This is a genomic window from Rothia sp. ND6WE1A, assembly GCF_001683935.1.
Taxonomy (GTDB): Bacteria; Actinomycetota; Actinomycetes; order Actinomycetales; family Micrococcaceae; genus Rothia; species Rothia amarae.
On sequence record NZ_LXTU01000057.1, the window covers coordinates 60,389 to 76,299 of the forward strand.

A 15,911-nucleotide genomic window follows, 5' to 3' on the forward strand; every position below is an offset into this window, starting at 1 on the left:
CATTTGAAAGGAAAGCCATTATGAGCGAAGTACCCGCAAATCTTTCTTACACTGCTGAACACGAATGGGTTACCAGCCTCACCGACGAGGGTACCGTTCGTATCGGTATTACCGACCACGCACAGGATTCCTTGGGCGACGTCGTTTATGTTGATCTTCCTGAGGTTGGCGACTCCCTCGAAGCTAACGAAAGCTTCGGTGAGGTTGAGTCCACTAAGTCTGTTTCAGATCTTTTTGCACCCATCAATGGTGAGGTTGTAAAGATTAACGAGGCCTTGGAAGACGACGCAGCACTGGTTAACTCTGATCCTTATGGCGAGGGCTGGCTCATCGAGGTTAAGCCTGCAGATGAGGCAGAACTTGAAGGTCTTTTGGATGCAGAGGGTTACAAAGCTGAAATCGGCTAATCCCGTAGATCTGTAATTACCGGCTACTCTTTGAAGCAGCCGGTAATTTTTTTGCTTAAATCTGAATAATTCTATGCAAGATTGAGGCTTACTGGCTAAGATTGGACGAGAGCTTCAATGTTTACCGATTCGTGACCATTGAAAATCCCTAAAATCCTGCCGCATCCTGGCTTTTTGCCTTATGAGGGTGCGTTATTTCATTGAGGAAGTATAGATGCCCAATAACGAGGCTCACCCCCAAACATCTGCTCTGACTGCTCTTGCTGCGAATGCGCAGCTTGGCGGGCAGCCTGCCTACGCACCTACCCAGGAGGAGCTAGCCGCTATTGCGACTCTTCCCGAGGGGTCAGCTTTGCTGATTGGTACGAACGGTGAACTTCGCGGTGCACGTTTCTTGCTGAATATTGAAACGGATGAGACCGGCGCCGTCAAGCCTATCGTAGCTGGTCGTAGCCCCAACTCAGACGTTTACCTGAACGACGTCACTGTATCTCGCCAGCACGCAGCTTTCTTGCCCAACGCCGGTACTTTTGAATTGATTGATAATAATTCTCTGAACGGTACTTATGTGAATGGTGACCGTGTAGATAACGCATATCTGCAGAACGGATCGCAAATTAACATCGGTAAGTTCCACTTCTCGTTCTTCTTGGGCACCGGCAAATAATGTCTGAATTCTCAGAAACTCAGCAAGAAAAAGAGGGGACTGAGGAATCTCAGATTAAAGCGGCTAAGGACAAAACCATTGGGCAAGTTCTCAGTGCTTTAGATGTCGATTTTCCCGGCATTAGCGCTTCCAAGATTCGTTTCTTGGAGGACCGAGGATTGGTACACCCGCAGCGTACAAATACCGGTTACCGCAAGTATTCTGCTGCAGACGTTGAGCAGCTCCGGCTGATTCTTCTACTGCAACGGGATCGGTACCTGCCACTAAAAGTTATCAAAGAGCTGGTGGAATCCAACACTTTGCATGAAGTTGCAGTGGGGCCTGAGCCGGCGTCTACGTCGCCATCTGAGACTGCTCCGTCTCAGGAATCAGCTGAGTCTCAGCCTGCCCTGTCTGATTCTCCGCTGGCAAGCATCAAAGACAGCGGTGCCACCTATACTTTGCGTGAGCTCTCTGCAGCTGCTGAGGTAGATATGCCTCTATTGAGGGAACTGATTAACTTTGGGCTGATTCGGGAAAATAACGGTGTCTACGACGACTACGACGTCGTGGTCACCCGTGTTTGTTCCGAGCTGACCTCCCACGGTATCCAGCCTCGTCATCTGCGCCAGTTTAGAGCGGCTGCAGAGCGAGAAGTCGGTTTGGTTGAGACCGCTGTAGCTCCGCTGGCTTCGAGAAAAGACGAAGATTCCCAGGCGAAAGCGGCAGCCCGCGCGTCGGAAATCGCCCAGCTATGCTTGCGGCTTCACATGGCACTGGTTGCATCGTCAATGCCCAGCTTCTAAACCTGCAATTTCTTTTAAAACCACTCCTGCGCGTGTTAAGCTAAGGAGTCCTGAATGCGGCAGAGATGCCGCATTCAGAATTTAAAAACAGCAATATTCCATCAGGTGCACCCCGGATTAACCGAGGATTGCGTTGCCGTGGCGGTATTATTGCTAGAGTCCCTGTTTACACTACGGTTAGGATCACCACATGGTAGCTAACGAGAACGCCGGCTCTGCACGCTCGGCCTCATCGGTTCGTCCATTGAACTCCGCTACCGGTTTCGCCGCAGTGCCGATGGATCAGCCTCTTTTGGGTTTTGATGCCGTGATGCCTACCGAACCTCCTCAGGGAGAGCAGGGCGTCCTCTTTACCGATTCGCTGTCTTTGGTGGATGAAAATCTTGGTTATCGAGGTCCCACCGCATGCAAGGCTGCCGGTATTACTTACCGTCAGCTTGATTATTGGGCTCGTACCAAGCTGGTTACTCCCACGGTGCGTTCTGCATCGGGTTCGGGTTCTCAGCGTCTTTATTCTTTCCGCGACGTTCTCGTGTTGAAAATTGTGAAGCGCTTACTCGATACCGGCGTGTCTTTGCAGCAAATCCGCACCTCGGTGGAGCATCTGCGCACTCGCGGGGTAGAAGATCTTTCGGGTATTACCTTGATGAGCGATGGCATATCAGTCTACGAATGCACCTCACCCAATGAAGTCATTGATTTGGTGCAGGCTGGTCAGGGTGTATTTGGTATCGCTATCGGCCGCGTCTGGCGCGAACTAGAGACTAACTTGGCAAAGCTGCCGGGCGAGAGTACCCAGAGCTTGGATGAAACTGAAATACAAGATGAGCTGCACGCTCGTCGCGTTCAAAAAGCAGCATATGGCTCTTAAAAATTGAGAAACTTGACAATGAAAAAATGACCCCGATTCCTCGGGGTCATTTTTGTGAGCCTGTTTAGTTCAGCAAGCCTTCGAGAAGGTCAGTCAGCTTCTGAGCAAAGTCTTGCGCTGCGGGCTCAGGCCAGAAATGTACGGGGTAGGCAGAACCCTGAATACGCTGGAAAGACTCGAACTCGGGGAGTGAGGGGATAGCTACCAGCTCGCCAAAGAGGGTAGTCATTTCTTCAATGCGGTAGTTATGCTCGGGGTTGTTATCCTGCACCTTATTGATGACGACGGATGCCGCACCCACCGAATACTCAGAATTTTGTTCGAACCGGGCAATGGCGCGAAGGGTTCGCTCTGTACCTGCAACGGAGAACAGCGATGGCTCTGCAATAGAAATCACGCGGTCAGATGCTGCCCATGCCATAGAGGTGAGCCTGCCAAGAGTGGGCGGGCAGTCAATGAGCACGAGGTCGTAGTCTTCTACTTCACCATCGAGAAGCTGACGGAGACGGGGGAGAGCTTTCTTCAAAGTCAGTGATTCGAGCCCTGTGGTTGCCGCTGAACCGCGCACCACATCTACTGAGCCACAGCGGGATCCAGCAGGATTGGTGAGTTCTTGGTGTTCATCAACGCTATCGGTGTCTAGGTCGGGATTCGCGGTTTCGTCTTCGTATTCCACCTCTACAGCGGAAGTGTCTTCGGTAACGTACTCGTAGCCTTCATCCAGCTCGTCGTAGTTAGACTCCCCGTCTTCTTCAGTGCGGGAGTCAGCATCAATCGCTGATCCCTCTGCAGTATCTACCGCATCCTCTGCCGGGTCTTCGGTATCTGGCTCTTCGTCATCCTCAGCGAAGTCTTCCGCCTCATTTTGAAGCTGGCGTTCCATGACTGCTTTTTCTGCTAGAGCATTCCATCCGGAGGGGACTATTTCTTCAGAGAGAGTAAATTTCTTGGGACGGGAAAGCATGGTGCCGACGTCGGTTCCGCCGTCTTCGACAGCCAGGCCGGTGCTGGCGTCACCGTGGGGGTCCATATCGACCACTAGAACACGCATGTCTGCGGCAAGGGCTGCTGAAGCTAGTCCTAGAGTGACCGATGTTTTGCCTACGCCCCCTTTGAGGCTGCTGATACTCACCAAAAGAGGCATGAAATTGGTCCCCCAATAAATCGTGTGCGAATGCTCGACGTAAACCGAAAAAGCTTTAAGTAATGCTATCGAATCTCGTCGTAACTCTTAGGCAACCTTAGTCCCCAATTCAGTGATAATTTCTCCAGATTTTTCCGGAACTATTCAAATCAAAAGCTGATTGAAGATAAATATTTCCACTTTATGAACTATTGAGTTGACCAATACGTAGATACAAGTACTGATGGTTTACGGTATTAGTAATGCGGCACACTGGCGTGTGTCTTGTCTCTACCAACTTTCTGAGACTGAGAGGAACACATTTCTATGTTTGAAAAAGTTCTTGTAGCAAACCGCGGTGAAATTGCCGTTCGTGCTTACCGAGCTGCCTATGAATTAGGCGCAAAGACTGTCGGCGTCTTCCCTTACGAAGACCGCCATTCGATTCACCGCCAGCAGGCGGACGAAGCTTACCCAATCGGCGAAGAAGGGCACCCCGTTCGCGCCTACCTGGATATTGATGAGATTATCCGCATTGCCAAAGAAGCCGGTGCAGATGCCATTTATCCCGGATATGGATTTCTTTCGGAAAACCCCGATTTAGCCCGTGCAGCGGCTGAAAACAACATCACCTTCATCGGTCCAGCTCCCGAAGTGCTAGAACTAGCAGGCAATAAGGTGGAAGCGCTCAAAGCCGCGCGCCGAGCCGGAATTCCTGTGTTGAATTCTTCGGAACCTTCCACCGACACTGACTACCTGATCGCTGAGGCAGACAAGATCGGTTTCCCCGTCTTCGTTAAGGCTGTTGCCGGTGGTGGCGGTCGCGGTATGCGCCGTGTGGAGACCCGTGAGGCTTTGCCCGATGCACTGGCTGCTGCCATGCGTGAGGCAGACACAGCTTTTGGCGACGCTACCGTCTTCTTGGAACAAGCTGTACTGCGCCCTCGCCATATTGAGGTGCAGATTCTGGCGGATAACGAAGGCAACATCGTGCACCTCTTTGAACGCGATTGTTCGCTGCAGCGCCGCCACCAGAAAGTTGTGGAAATTGCACCAGCGCCGAACCTTGACGAAGAAATCCGTCAGGCGCTCTTCCGCGATGCGGTTAAATTCGCCAAAGAACTGGGTTACCAGAACGCCGGCACCGTGGAATTCTTGGTTGATACCGCCGGTGAACGCGCTGGTCAGCACGTCTTTATTGAGATGAACCCGCGCGTGCAGGTGGAACATACCGTCACCGAAGAAGTCACCGACGTCGATATTGTGCAGTCGCAGATGCGCATTGCGGCAGGCGAAACCCTCGAAGATTTGGGCATCCGCCAAGACGAACTCCATGTGCGCGGTGCCGCTCTTCAATGTCGTATTACCACCGAAGATCCTGCCAACGGCTTCCGCCCCGACGTCGGCAAGGTAACCTACTACCGCTCCGCCGGTGGCTCTGGCATTCGTTTGGACGGTGGCACCGTCTACACCGGTGCTCAGATTTCCCCGCACTTTGACTCCATGCTGGTGAAGCTTACCTGCCGCGGTCGTACCTTCCCCGCAGCGGTGCAGCGTGCCCAGCGGGCGTTGGCGGAATTCCGTATACGCGGCGTCGCAACTAATATTCCGTTCCTGCAGGCTGTGTTGGAAGACCCCACATTCCGTTCGGGCGATGTTTCCACGCCGTTCATTGACGAACACCCTGAGCTGGTCAACAAAAAGCCGCTGGGGGATAAAGGCACAAAGGCACTACAGTACCTTGCTAACGTAACGGTGAATCAGCCGAACGGTCCTCGGATTGAAGGACCTGACCCCCGTCAAAAGCTCCCTCGTTACCCTGGGGATAAGGTAGAAGAACCCTTCCGCACCCCCTTCGATTCATCTAACCATGAGCCTCCTGCCGGTTGGCGCAAGAAGCTACAGGAGCTGGGTCCCGAGGGATTCGCCAAGGCTTTGCGCGAATACAAGCCTGTGGCAGTCACCGATACGACGTTCCGCGATGCTCACCAATCGCTTCTTGCAACGCGCGTCCGTACTCGTGATTTGCTGGCGGCAGCTCCTGCAGTGGCTCACGTAACCCCCAATATCTTCTCGATTGAGGCATGGGGCGGTGCAACCTATGATGTGGCTCTGCGCTTCCTCTCCGAAGACCCTTGGGAACGCCTGCGCTATCTACGCGAGGCTATGCCTAACATTCCGATTCAGATGCTTCTGCGCGGTCGCAATACGGTGGGTTATACTCCCTACCCGGTTGAGGTAACCGACGCGTTCGTGAAAGAAGCTGCCGAAACGGGCGTCGATATTTTCCGTATCTTCGATGCGCTCAACGACGTTTCACAGATGACTCCGGCTATTGAGGCTGTTCGTAAGACAGGCACTGCCGTTGCCGAAGTGGCTTTGTGCTACTCGGGTAATCTGCTTGACCCCAACGAGAAGGTCTACACCCTCGATTACTACCTCGATTTGGCTCAGCAAATTGTGGACGCCGGTGCACACATTCTGGCTATCAAGGACATGGCGGGACTTTTGCGCCCCGAAGCAGCTCGCCAGCTGGTGACTGCTCTGCGCGACCGTTTCGACTTGCCGGTTCACCTGCACACCCACGATACTGCCGGGGGACAGGTAGGAACGCTGCTTGCCGCTGTTGAAGCGGGAGTGGACGCCGTCGACGTCGCCACTGCAACCATGGCAGGTACTACCTCGCAGCCTTCGTTCTCCGCATTCGTTGCTGCTATGGATGGCAACGCTCGTGAGCCTGAGATTGATTTGGATGCGGTTCTTTCGCTCGAACCCTATTGGGAAGCAGTGCGTAAGATTTACAAGCCGTTCGAGAACGGCCTGACCTCGCCGACAGGTCGCGTGTACAACCACGAGATTCCCGGCGGACAGCTATCCAACCTGCGTGCGCAGGCAACCGCTTTGGGCTTGGCGGATCGCTTTGAGGCGATTGAGGATATGTACGCCGCCGCTGACCGCATGCTCGGCCATATTGTGAAGGTGACGCCGTCGTCCAAGGTAGTAGGCGACCTCGCTCTGCAACTAGTGGGCATGGGAGTTGACCCTGAAGAATTTGAGAAGAATCCGCAGAGCTTCGATATTCCCGACTCGGTGATTGGCTTCCTCAACGGCGAGCTGGGAACTCCGCCCGCCGGCTGGCCTGAGCCTTTCCGCACAAAGGCGCTGGAGGGCCGTAAGCTGTCCAAGCCGGGTGTGAATGAGCTCTTTGATGAAGACCGCCAGGCTCTCCTGGGCGATTCTGAAACCCGCCGCGCAACCTTAAACCGCTTGTTGTTCCCCGCACCAACCCGCGAGTTTGAGTCGGTTCGTGAAGAATTCGGCGATGTCTCGATTCTGCACACCCGCGACTTCCTCTACGGCATGATGGAAAACCGTGAACACGTGATTTCCCTCGGTAGGGGTGTGCGTTTGATTGCCACCCTGCAGGCGATTTCCGAGCCTGACTCTAAGGGTATTCGTCACGTGATTTGCACCCTGAACGGGCAGTCACGCACCGTGGAAGTTCGCGATAACTCGGTTGAATCAAATGTGAAGGAAGCAGAAAAAGCAGATCCTTCAAATAAGGGTCATATCTCAGCTCCATTTGCAGGAGGCGTGACCGTTACCGCTAAGGTCGGCGATAAGATTTCTGCTGGTGACCAGGTAGCAACCATCGAAGCGATGAAGATGGAAGCCTCAATCACCTCGCCGATTGGCGGCACCGTTGAACGCGTGGTGTTTGACGACGTCGCTCAGGTACAGGGCGGAGATCTGCTGCTGGTGCTGAAGACGGACTAGGGAGCTTATTCATAAGGTTCTTTTGATGCCGAACAAGCACAGCAACGGTGAACTAACCTTCTCGCCTGGCTCGCTGGCGCTCGCAAAGGCGATTCATGCCAGACCCAGCCAGTTCACCTTACTGCTGTGCTTGTTCGGCATTCCCATCCTATGAAATAAGCAGTTTGTACCAGATAGCAGACTAAGTACCAGATATTGCACGAGGTACCAGAAATTTTCCCAGTACAGTGTGGGCTATCTGGTACAAATGCTTTCTGCTCAAGCGGGCAGTTAGGGATGCTCCGGCTTGAATACACGAAAAGCGTTGAATGCTCACCAATTCCGTTGGGCAATCAACGCTTTTTGTGTACTCAAATTACAGGACGTCGCTGGGATAAGTTCAGGTTTTAGTAGCTGGCTGGATGCTGCATCATCAAGCTAAATAACAGACTCATTATGTAATCGAGGCCTGATTATTTATTAACCATTCAAACCATCGACGAGGAAATATACTCCCCCTGCTATTGCAGCAACGATGGGTGCAAGTAAGAGAGCTCGATGCTTAGAGGTACCCCATCTAATGTTGAAAAGTGAGAGTACTAAGAGCTCTATATGAGGACGGTTTTCTGGGGGAGTTATCTTAACGCTTTTCCAGTTCACATGCTGATAGGTCAATAGAACAGAGCCTACGAATATGGCAAATAAACCCAGCAAAATAAGAGCCCAGCCTGTATCTGTATTTGAAAAAATCTCTGACTCCTCTGGCTTAGGAAACCATAACCCGTTGGCGATGATACCTATTCTTCTCCATAATCAAGCAGTCCTGCAATAAGTTGTTGACCAAACCCTTCCTTCGACTCCCCGTTGATGGTGACAATAACTCACGACGCCGAAGATGGAGTAACCCGTCTCGGGTTCAACAGGGATAACAGGGTACTTGGAGTTTTCCGGTAGCAACCAACCGCTGCTGCGCCGATCAACATCTGTCCGTTTAACAGTGAACTCACCATCCAAAGAAGCGACGACGATTTTCCCCGTCTCCGGTGTGATAAAGCGGTCAACGACGATCTCATCCTGGTCATAAATACCCTAGCCCTCCAGCGAGTTCCCATATATATATGTAAGAAGCAGGTATTGGCAGGGTCTTTGACCAGTATTTTATTCAGATCTATCTGGGTATGCTGATAATCCTGAGCAGGGGAAGGAAACTGAGAAAACCATACCCCTGTATAGAACAGAGTTCTGACAAGATAAGGACTCATCATGAGGAATTGGTGAGTCCACTAGTAGCATGTGTGAATCCTGCTCACCACGTACGGGTAGCGACGATAAGAGCTAAGAGACATCACCCCTACCCGCCGGACCTCTTATCACTCTTTAACGAAAGGCGGGAGAGGAACAGAACTGCTCAACTCTCCCACAATTCCTCACACTCACAACGACCCATGGCAGAGCCATATCGTCTGCCACATCATCCTTCCTAAAAAGTATTACTCCACCCATTACTCTTCGTCGCAGTAGCAACTGCACCAGAGGCAGAAGTCACAGTCGCTGACTGCTCATAATGATAAATCCGCGAGGGCAACGTTGTCCCTGTTTGACAGGAGGAGACAAACTTAAAATTCGAACTCGTAGGCTGAGTCCACGACGTACCCGAAACCGTAATAGGACACGTATAAGTTGAAGTGTATTCACGGAAAACCACCCCGTTATAGGTCGTGGTTTTACCGCTAGCTACTGGAACACTCCAACACGTGGAAGTGTTAGCGACTCGGGTGAACGTGGTTCCAGACTGCACTGGTAACCAGTAGGAGCCTTTAAGATTGGTTACTTTAGATGTGCTTTTAAGATTGTTAACAGTCAGGTAGGAGTTTTGAGTGCTTAGCTGGCTGATTTGAACCTGCACCTTACCGGCACATGAGTAAGGGGTGACGGTTTGCCCTGAGGCGACTGCCCAAGCGAAATAAGTAGAAGATGCAATCGCAACCGTAGCTGAAGCAGAATAAGCCGGTGTGGTCACCGAGGCGATGATAACCGGTGCAGCCCAGGCTGCGCCTTGAGTGAGGCTTCGTCGACTGATTTGGGGGTTATTAGTCATGACCTATTCGTTTCGTTTTTTTCCGTATACTTGTTTTCTTTCATCTCATCGTACCCACAAAATCGCTGCCCCTGCATGATAGGCGACACTATTAAGCTCTGAAGGCGCTATGCGTACAAAGATATTCCCTGGGGTTTTACCTGAAAAACAGGAGGGTAGACGTCCAGAGCTACTTTTAAGAACTATTAGGAATTCACACGCGTTAAAGTTTAACCGGAGTAGACATTTCCCTAATTTCATCAGATATGGGTGACGGCGAGTAGCTTAAGAGGCGTCGCCGGTATAGGGGCAGGTTTTAGCTTCTAGAGTATATGGAGGCTTATTCATAAGGGGTCCAAAGCCGCAAAGAAAATCAGCGCCCGCACCAGAAGAAAACACCCGCAAATAAACACCGAGCGGCCGACGGAAGCCCGTATGTAAAACCCGCCAGGTCTTCACCTGCGCAATCGTCCATTCAACCACCGAACGTAACCGATTAATCCTCCGATTATTCTCCTTCACCCTAGCCCTCATCCTTGCACCCGCTTTTCGTTTAGTCGGTGTGAGCAACCCCAGCCCGATGTACCCCTTATCTGCCAAAGTGGACTCATCCAAGAACCTCCCTAGCTGGTGAAAGCGAAAAGCATAAACATCATGCCTAGCCCCCGGCACCGGGTCGGTAATGGCTAGCAATCTCCCGTCTAAGGTACAGATGACTTGGTGATTGAAACCGGTTCTTCTGTGCTTACCTGAAAACAGTATTTGCCCTTGTGAAGACCAGTTCCAGATGGGAATTAACGTGCCGTCTATTACGAGTGAGCCAGGGACATTCTTGAGTGATTCAAGCTCGGGAACCTTCAACTCAGTCAGCTTCAATAAGGCACTTTCGATGCGGTTGATGATTCTAGAAACGGTGGCTTGCGAGAGATCAAAGATATCAGCTAAGAGGTCTTCGGTGATGTTGTGGCGTAGATAGATGAGGGTAATTTTCAGGGCTTGTGTCAGGCTGGTTTTGCGAGGTCTGGTGCCTGGTTGATTCCAGATAAGGTTCTTGTTCAGGGCTGTGGCGAGTGTGGCGAATTGTGTGCTAGTGAGCCCAGTTGTACGCTTGTTGTGCAACGGTTCTTCCGGTTTGGGTTGAGGTTATTTGTGATGATTTAACGCTCATTTTTGCCTTCGGTGGGACCGTTGTCTAGTTGGTGGCGGGTTCCTGGTTTTTACCCCTTATGAATAAGCCTCGGTGCAGGTTAGCTATATCGGTTGATTCTCAGCTTGAGCAGTTACTTCTATTGTCCGACTTAGGTGGTGTTGATGTTAACGGCGGTCATCTTGGACGCGCTGGCATTCATCATAAATTTCTGGCGACCATCTGCTTGCTGAGTTCAAAGAACTTTTAATAGGCCAATAGTATCAGTATCCTTCGGGGTAAATCTCTGCATGAAATCATCTGTATTACCTTTGAACGTCCTAGCTGGTAAAGGGAGCCCGATATGAGAACCTCCCACTCACTAGAATCAATGAATGACGTGTAATACGATAATTACATGACAGTAGAAACAAAACCCCGTAAGGGATTTACCTTCCGCCCCTCAAATGACGTTCGGGAACGCCTGGAAGAGCTCTCCCGACAAACCAATCGACCTGTATCTTTTTATATCAATACCCTCTTGGAAGAGCATCTAGCAGAGATGGAGCACGCCTTTGCTCTCAAAGCTGATGCTGAAGCGGCACGATCAGGCAAAATCAAGACGTATAACCTGGCAGAGGCACGGGCAGAACTAGGACTATGAGTGGTACTTGGTCCTTAGAACTGACCCCCAGAGTTCTTAAGCAATTAAAGAAGCTAGATAAACCGGTTGCTCACCGGGTATTAGATGAGTTGGAAAAGCTAGTCGTTTCTGAGTATCCGCAGAGCCACTGTAAGGCGTTGACTGGTAACTATTCAGGGTTGTGGCGTTATCGCGTAGGGTCATATCGGGTCATTTTAGATATTGATCAGGGGAAATTGGTGTTGCTGGCTCTAGAGGTCGGGCATCGATCTACTATCTATCGCTAGAAAGAGCGGCAATAACAACTTAGCCATAGCTCACTGCCGTCAGTGGGGAGGTGTCGGTGTGAACATCGAAGAACGCCACCTGGATGCCTTCAATCTGACTTGTACGGTAGGGTCCAAACTAGCAAGTCATAGAAGAGTAATCCTTAGTTGAGGCACCACTATGACGTCAGCACAGCGTGAATATCCCCATGCGCACGTGCACCTTCATCTTTTCGAGTGCTAGATGACTGCACCGTGAAACCTGCCTCCTGTAGTCGGGTACGTATGAAATCTATGGGATAAAACCAGCCTTGGGCTATCGCGTGATTAAAAGGCAGGATGTCATCACCAGTAAAGAACCCCATCAGCAGGCTCCCGTCAGGGGAGAGAGCCTTTGCGATGAAAGATAATTCCTCATCCAGATGCTCTGGGGCAGTGTGAATAAGCGAGTACCAGGTGAGGATTCCATTAAAGTGTGCCGGAGGTAAGTCGCGTGCTGTCCCGCTGTGAAAGTTCAAATGGGAGAATCTGCTAGTGGGAATATCTACGAATTCATGGCGAGGGTCGTACCCCACTACAGATGCACCTGTTTCGTGGAGAAATTGTGTCCAGTGCCCCGGTCCACATCCCAAGTCGCAGATGCTTCCGTGAATATTGGTGGCCCACTGTTTGATTCTGTCCTGGTCAATCGGTGAGGTGGAATTGATGTCGCCTAGTGCGTTTGTGTAGGCGGTGGCTCGTTGGTTGTAAGCTTCGGTGGTTCTTTCTAGAGGGGTGGTTCGGTGGTGCATAGAAGTCACTCTATTTCATCCCTCGGGTTTGTGGGTCTTTCATAGTGTAAAACGCTAGGTAAGGTGCTAGGACTTTTGTGGGGAGGGTGTTCTCACTCCCGCGTAGATACCTCCAAGAATTGCTAAACACCCCAGAACCTGCACAAACGAGAGCACCTCACCGGCTAATACCGTGCCTAAAACAAGCCCAGTCAACGGATTCAATAACCCGATAATGCTGACAGTGCTGGCAGGTAGTCGTGTGACTCCGGTAAACCAGCAGATATAAGCGAGAATACTGGCGAAGAAGACGATATAAGCAAAAGCCGCCGTAGTACTCATGGATGGGGCAGGCATTATTCCCTCTGCCAGTAATGCGATGGGCGTGGTGATCATCCCGCCGAGGGTGAGTTGCCATGCGGTGAAAGTGGTGGCGTTCACCGGTGGTTTCCATCGACGAGTGAGGACGAATCCTAAGGCGGAGGAGATCATGCCGGCACCAGCGGCAAGAAGACCGGTGGGATCTAGGTGCCCTGTTGTTCCACCTAGCAGGGTGAATACGCCGAGTAGTCCGAGGAATCCTCCGCTGAGGGTTCGGGGTGTTATTTTTTCGTTCAGGAGTAGGTGGGCCATGGTTATGGTGGCTATGGGGGACAGTGCCATGATCATGGAGGCGATGCTGCTGGGTAGTTTGCTTCCGGAGATGTAGACCAGGATGAAGAAGCCTGAGATGGTGAGAGTGCTGATGATAAGTGTTCTAATCCACCATATGCCGTGGGGGAGTTTTCTGGTGATGGCTAGGAGGATGAGGCCTGCGGGGAGGGCTCGGATGGTTGCTGCTGTGAGTGGGTATTCTGGTGGGAGGAAGTTGCGGGTGAGGTAGTAGGTTGAGCCCCATATGATGGGGGCGATTGCTGTTGTGAGTGGTATCCGCCAAGAATTAGCTTCCATGGAAGTTAAAATTACTTCCTAGGAAGCTATCTGTCAAAGAAAGACCCTATGGATCACGTCGATAAAATACAAGCCCAATGGGCCAAAGAGCTCCCCGATGTTGACTTGTCAGCGCAAAGCATCATTGCCCGGCTGCATCGTTTGGCCAATCATCTCACCGCTGAAGTTACTGCTGTCTATGCCGAGTATGGGCTCAGTGAAGGTGAGTTCGATATCCTCTGCGCTATCCGCCGCGAGGGGAAGCCCTATGAGATTCGTCCAGCAGATATAGCCAAAACCACGATGGTCACCACCGGTGGCACCAGTAAGCGCCTGGATAAATTGGAGAAAACAGGGTTGATTGAGCGGGTGCCTCATAGGGGTGGGGATGGGCGTTCTAAATTGGTGCGGCTAACACCTGCTGGGATAGAGCTGATTGAGGATGCTTTTTGGGCGCATTTGGAGAATGAGCGCAGACTGGTGGAGTCCTTAGGTGCGCGGGATCAGGGTGAGTTGGAGCGTATTTTGAGGCTGTGGCTGGTTACTTTTGAGGATGAGTAAGGTTCAAATCGTGCTGGACGGAAGTGGAAAAGACGGCAAGTACGCAGGGAGAAGGTTTTGATATGAAATCACATCAAAGTGCCTCGTTCCCTGGCGAAAGGCAAAGAAGGAAGGTGCATGTCATAGTTCGTGAAAGAACTGCCCCCGCCAGAGGCTTGGGTGTCATTTCCAGAAATATCACTGTATTGCCTTTAGTCATGTCTCTGATGGAAGGTAAGTTCGAAGAGTATCAAAATAGTTATTTACCCCTCAGGAAATCTTATGAAACATGCACTGAAAGCTGTCTCCGCAGTTGCTCTTCTTGCCCTGTTCACCGGATGCGGTAGTAGTAATCAAGAAAAAACGGACTTGCAAGATACTCAACCGACGAACAGTGCAGTATCGGCTTCTGCTACTGCCTCACCTACGCAATCCGCATCATCACAGGCAACACCTTCACCGTCTTCAACCGCGAGTCCATCTGCTACTGTGCCCTCTCCAATTCCGGAAAACTCCCCTCAAGGTGAATCGCAGCCTTCTGTAACACCAGCGCAGACCGCTGAGCCTTCAGTGCAACCTACTGAGCCAGTAGCTAATCCTTCTTGGTGTAATCCTCAAGGTGGTCCAGGGGTAGAAACGATTGAAACTTGCCCTCCCATACCCACCTACCCCATCGTGGTTCATAATGAGCAAGAAGCTGCTGAATATCTTTTGGAACAAAAATTCCAAAACCATCCAGATATTACAGCCGCTGTCACCCAAGTTCTTCGAGATAGTCAGGGAATGCCTGAGCAGTATGTAGTAGTAGCTCGGTCAAACTCTATACGTCAGGGTGGAGGGTCTGGAACTCTAGGGACTTTCTTGGTAACCCCTGAAGGTAGTTGGGGTGAAACTGATCCCTCGATGATTCCCCCTAACGGATAGTGGGCTGTTCCTTAGCTGTTTTGTGTATCGCTGAAGTTAATAACGCACATACATGTCACGTTGTACTTGAGATGTTCTACGAAGGCATACTCACCAAAGATAGTAAGCGACCCTCTCCTGAAATTTAGGGAGAGGGCCGCTTTTGCTTATTTACTCTCGCACGCTACACCGTCATGGTTACCGTCTAATTTTGGGCGATAAGCCGGTGAGGTTGCGGGGATATCGTAATACCCTGCGTTATTCGCAAATACTGGAGTAGCAGGTGCTTGCTGAACCGGGACCTGCTGGGCTGGTGCCTGTTCAACGGGAGGGGCAACATACGCCGGAGCAGTAGCCTGTTGCACCGGAGCCTGGGTAGGTTCTTCCACTACTGGGGCAGGATCCTGAGTTTTTTCAGGTAGAGTCGCGCCGCAGTTACCGAGAACCTGAATCATCGCGTCCTTTTCAGCTTGCTTGACCCACAGGCGATACTTAGCTTTCACGTCAATCTGTTTGCTGACATAGGTGCACCGGTAATCCTTATTAGACGGGAGCCACGTGGCAGCATCCCCATCGCTCTTTTGCTGATTAGCAGGACCATCAACTGCCAGCAGGTTCACTGGATCATTAGCGAGCTGTTCCCGGTCGGTCGCTGAGAGATCTTGTGCGCCGGTTTGCCATGCATCTGATAAAGCGACCACGTGGTCAATTTGGATGGTGCTGGAGGTGTTTTTTCCTTGCTGAAAGTCGATGGTGGTTGCGGTGTACGGGTCATCGGGTACTCCAGTCATGACCTTGCAGCCGTGGGTTCCAGGTTTGACGGTGATGCTGGTGAGGTCTCTGCGGAGGATGTCGTTGCGGGTATCGCAGCCGTTGTGGTCTATATCAGCCCAGGCTTGGCCGAATTGTTCGCGTGAGTAACCTGTCTTCGGTGCTCGCCCTTTGACTTCGAGGGTTTCTAAGGTGTCCAGGGCTGTCTGGGCATCGGAGGATTGTGTGGTGTCTGCTCCTGGCACCGTGGCTGTGTTTTTCTCCTGGGACAGTGGT

16 protein-coding genes are annotated in these 15,911 nt (G+C 51.5%); 9 read left to right on the forward strand and 7 right to left on the reverse strand.

Annotation, left to right across the window (positions count from 1 at the left end):
- The first annotated feature begins 20 nt into the window (after nucleotides 1-20).
- The 4 genes from gcvH to A7E48_RS07805 all read left to right on the forward strand — a co-directional run bounded on the left by gcvH (nucleotide 21) and on the right by A7E48_RS07805 (nucleotide 2,730).
- Entirely contained in the window at nucleotides 21-407 is a 387-nt protein-coding gene (gene gcvH, locus A7E48_RS07790) for a glycine cleavage system protein GcvH (protein WP_068171799.1), read from the forward strand.
- Nucleotides 408-621: 214 nt separating this feature from the next.
- A complete protein-coding gene (locus A7E48_RS07795) occupies nucleotides 622-1,074 on the forward strand; it encodes an FHA domain-containing protein (RefSeq protein ID WP_068171803.1) in 453 nt (150 codons plus the stop codon).
- A complete protein-coding gene (locus A7E48_RS07800) occupies nucleotides 1,074-1,859 on the forward strand; it encodes a MerR family transcriptional regulator (RefSeq protein WP_083147291.1) in 786 nt (261 codons plus the stop codon). Before A7E48_RS07795 ends, A7E48_RS07800 begins: the two co-directional genes overlap by 1 nt.
- Nucleotides 1,860-2,136: 277 nt before the next feature.
- Entirely contained in the window at nucleotides 2,137-2,730 is a 594-nt protein-coding gene (locus A7E48_RS07805; protein ID WP_068171841.1) for a MerR family transcriptional regulator, read from the forward strand.
- A 64-nt stretch (nucleotides 2,731-2,794) separates the two neighbouring features.
- On the opposite strand, the gene A7E48_RS07810 is transcribed toward A7E48_RS07805, so the two are convergent.
- Nucleotides 2,795-3,862 (reverse strand): ParA family protein, encoded by a 1,068-nt coding sequence (locus tag A7E48_RS07810; protein WP_369796770.1) that lies wholly within the window; start codon nucleotides 3,860-3,862, stop codon nucleotides 2,795-2,797.
- Nucleotides 3,863-4,180: 318 nt separating this feature from the next.
- Here A7E48_RS07810 and A7E48_RS07815 point away from each other — a divergent pair, with 318 nt between their 5' ends.
- A complete protein-coding gene (locus tag A7E48_RS07815) occupies nucleotides 4,181-7,630 on the forward strand; it encodes a pyruvate carboxylase (protein WP_068171808.1) in 3,450 nt (1,149 codons plus the stop codon).
- Nucleotides 7,631-8,422: 792 nt separating this feature from the next.
- Here the strand turns inward: A7E48_RS07815 and A7E48_RS11605 are convergent.
- The 3 genes from A7E48_RS11605 to A7E48_RS07820 form a co-directional block, all read right to left on the reverse strand.
- On the reverse strand, nucleotides 8,423-8,695 hold the full coding sequence (locus A7E48_RS11605) for a S24 family peptidase (RefSeq protein WP_083147292.1): 273 nt from the start codon (nucleotides 8,693-8,695) through the stop codon (nucleotides 8,423-8,425).
- A gap of 394 nt (nucleotides 8,696-9,089) precedes the next feature.
- Complete coding sequence (locus tag A7E48_RS11005; protein WP_141669417.1) at nucleotides 9,090-9,707, reverse strand: hypothetical protein; 618 nt, start codon at nucleotides 9,705-9,707, stop codon at nucleotides 9,090-9,092.
- A gap of 264 nt (nucleotides 9,708-9,971) precedes the next feature.
- Entirely contained in the window at nucleotides 9,972-10,805 is an 834-nt protein-coding gene (locus tag A7E48_RS07820; RefSeq protein WP_068171811.1) for a transposase family protein, read from the reverse strand.
- A 425-nt stretch (nucleotides 10,806-11,230) separates the two neighbouring features.
- On the opposite strand from A7E48_RS07820, the gene A7E48_RS07825 reads away from it, so the two are divergent.
- Both A7E48_RS07825 and A7E48_RS10845 read left to right on the forward strand, forming a co-directional pair.
- A complete protein-coding gene (locus A7E48_RS07825) occupies nucleotides 11,231-11,476 on the forward strand; it encodes a hypothetical protein (protein WP_068171814.1) in 246 nt (81 codons plus the stop codon).
- Nucleotides 11,473-11,742, forward strand: coding sequence for a type II toxin-antitoxin system RelE/ParE family toxin (locus A7E48_RS10845; RefSeq protein WP_083147293.1), 270 nt, complete (start codon nucleotides 11,473-11,475; stop codon nucleotides 11,740-11,742). Before A7E48_RS07825 ends, A7E48_RS10845 begins: the two co-directional genes overlap by 4 nt.
- A gap of 158 nt (nucleotides 11,743-11,900) precedes the next feature.
- Here A7E48_RS10845 and A7E48_RS07830 read toward each other — a convergent pair whose 3' ends face one another.
- Nucleotides 11,901-12,512, reverse strand: a complete 612-nt coding sequence (locus A7E48_RS07830) for a bifunctional 2-polyprenyl-6-hydroxyphenol methylase/3-demethylubiquinol 3-O-methyltransferase UbiG (RefSeq protein WP_068171816.1) — start codon at nucleotides 12,510-12,512, stop codon at nucleotides 11,901-11,903.
- A 66-nt stretch (nucleotides 12,513-12,578) separates the two neighbouring features.
- The gene (locus A7E48_RS07835) at nucleotides 12,579-13,442 is read right to left on the reverse strand and encodes a DMT family transporter (protein WP_068171818.1); all 864 of its coding nucleotides are present in this window, start codon (nucleotides 13,440-13,442) and stop codon (nucleotides 12,579-12,581) included.
- A 48-nt stretch (nucleotides 13,443-13,490) separates the two neighbouring features.
- Between A7E48_RS07835 and A7E48_RS07840 the strand changes: the two genes are divergently transcribed.
- Together A7E48_RS07840 and A7E48_RS07845 are read left to right on the forward strand one after the other, a co-directional pair.
- Nucleotides 13,491-13,982 carry a MarR family winged helix-turn-helix transcriptional regulator gene (locus A7E48_RS07840; RefSeq protein ID WP_068171820.1) on the forward strand — a complete coding sequence of 164 codons (492 nt, stop codon included), beginning with the start codon at nucleotides 13,491-13,493 and terminating at the stop codon, nucleotides 13,980-13,982.
- 261 nt (nucleotides 13,983-14,243) lie between these two features.
- On the forward strand, nucleotides 14,244-14,885 hold the full coding sequence (locus tag A7E48_RS07845; protein WP_068171822.1) for a hypothetical protein: 642 nt from the start codon (nucleotides 14,244-14,246) through the stop codon (nucleotides 14,883-14,885).
- A gap of 146 nt (nucleotides 14,886-15,031) precedes the next feature.
- Here the strand turns inward: A7E48_RS07845 and A7E48_RS07850 are convergent.
- A partial coding sequence (locus tag A7E48_RS07850; protein ID WP_141669419.1) for a DUF1524 domain-containing protein occupies nucleotides 15,032-15,911 on the reverse strand: 880 nt, incomplete at its 5' end.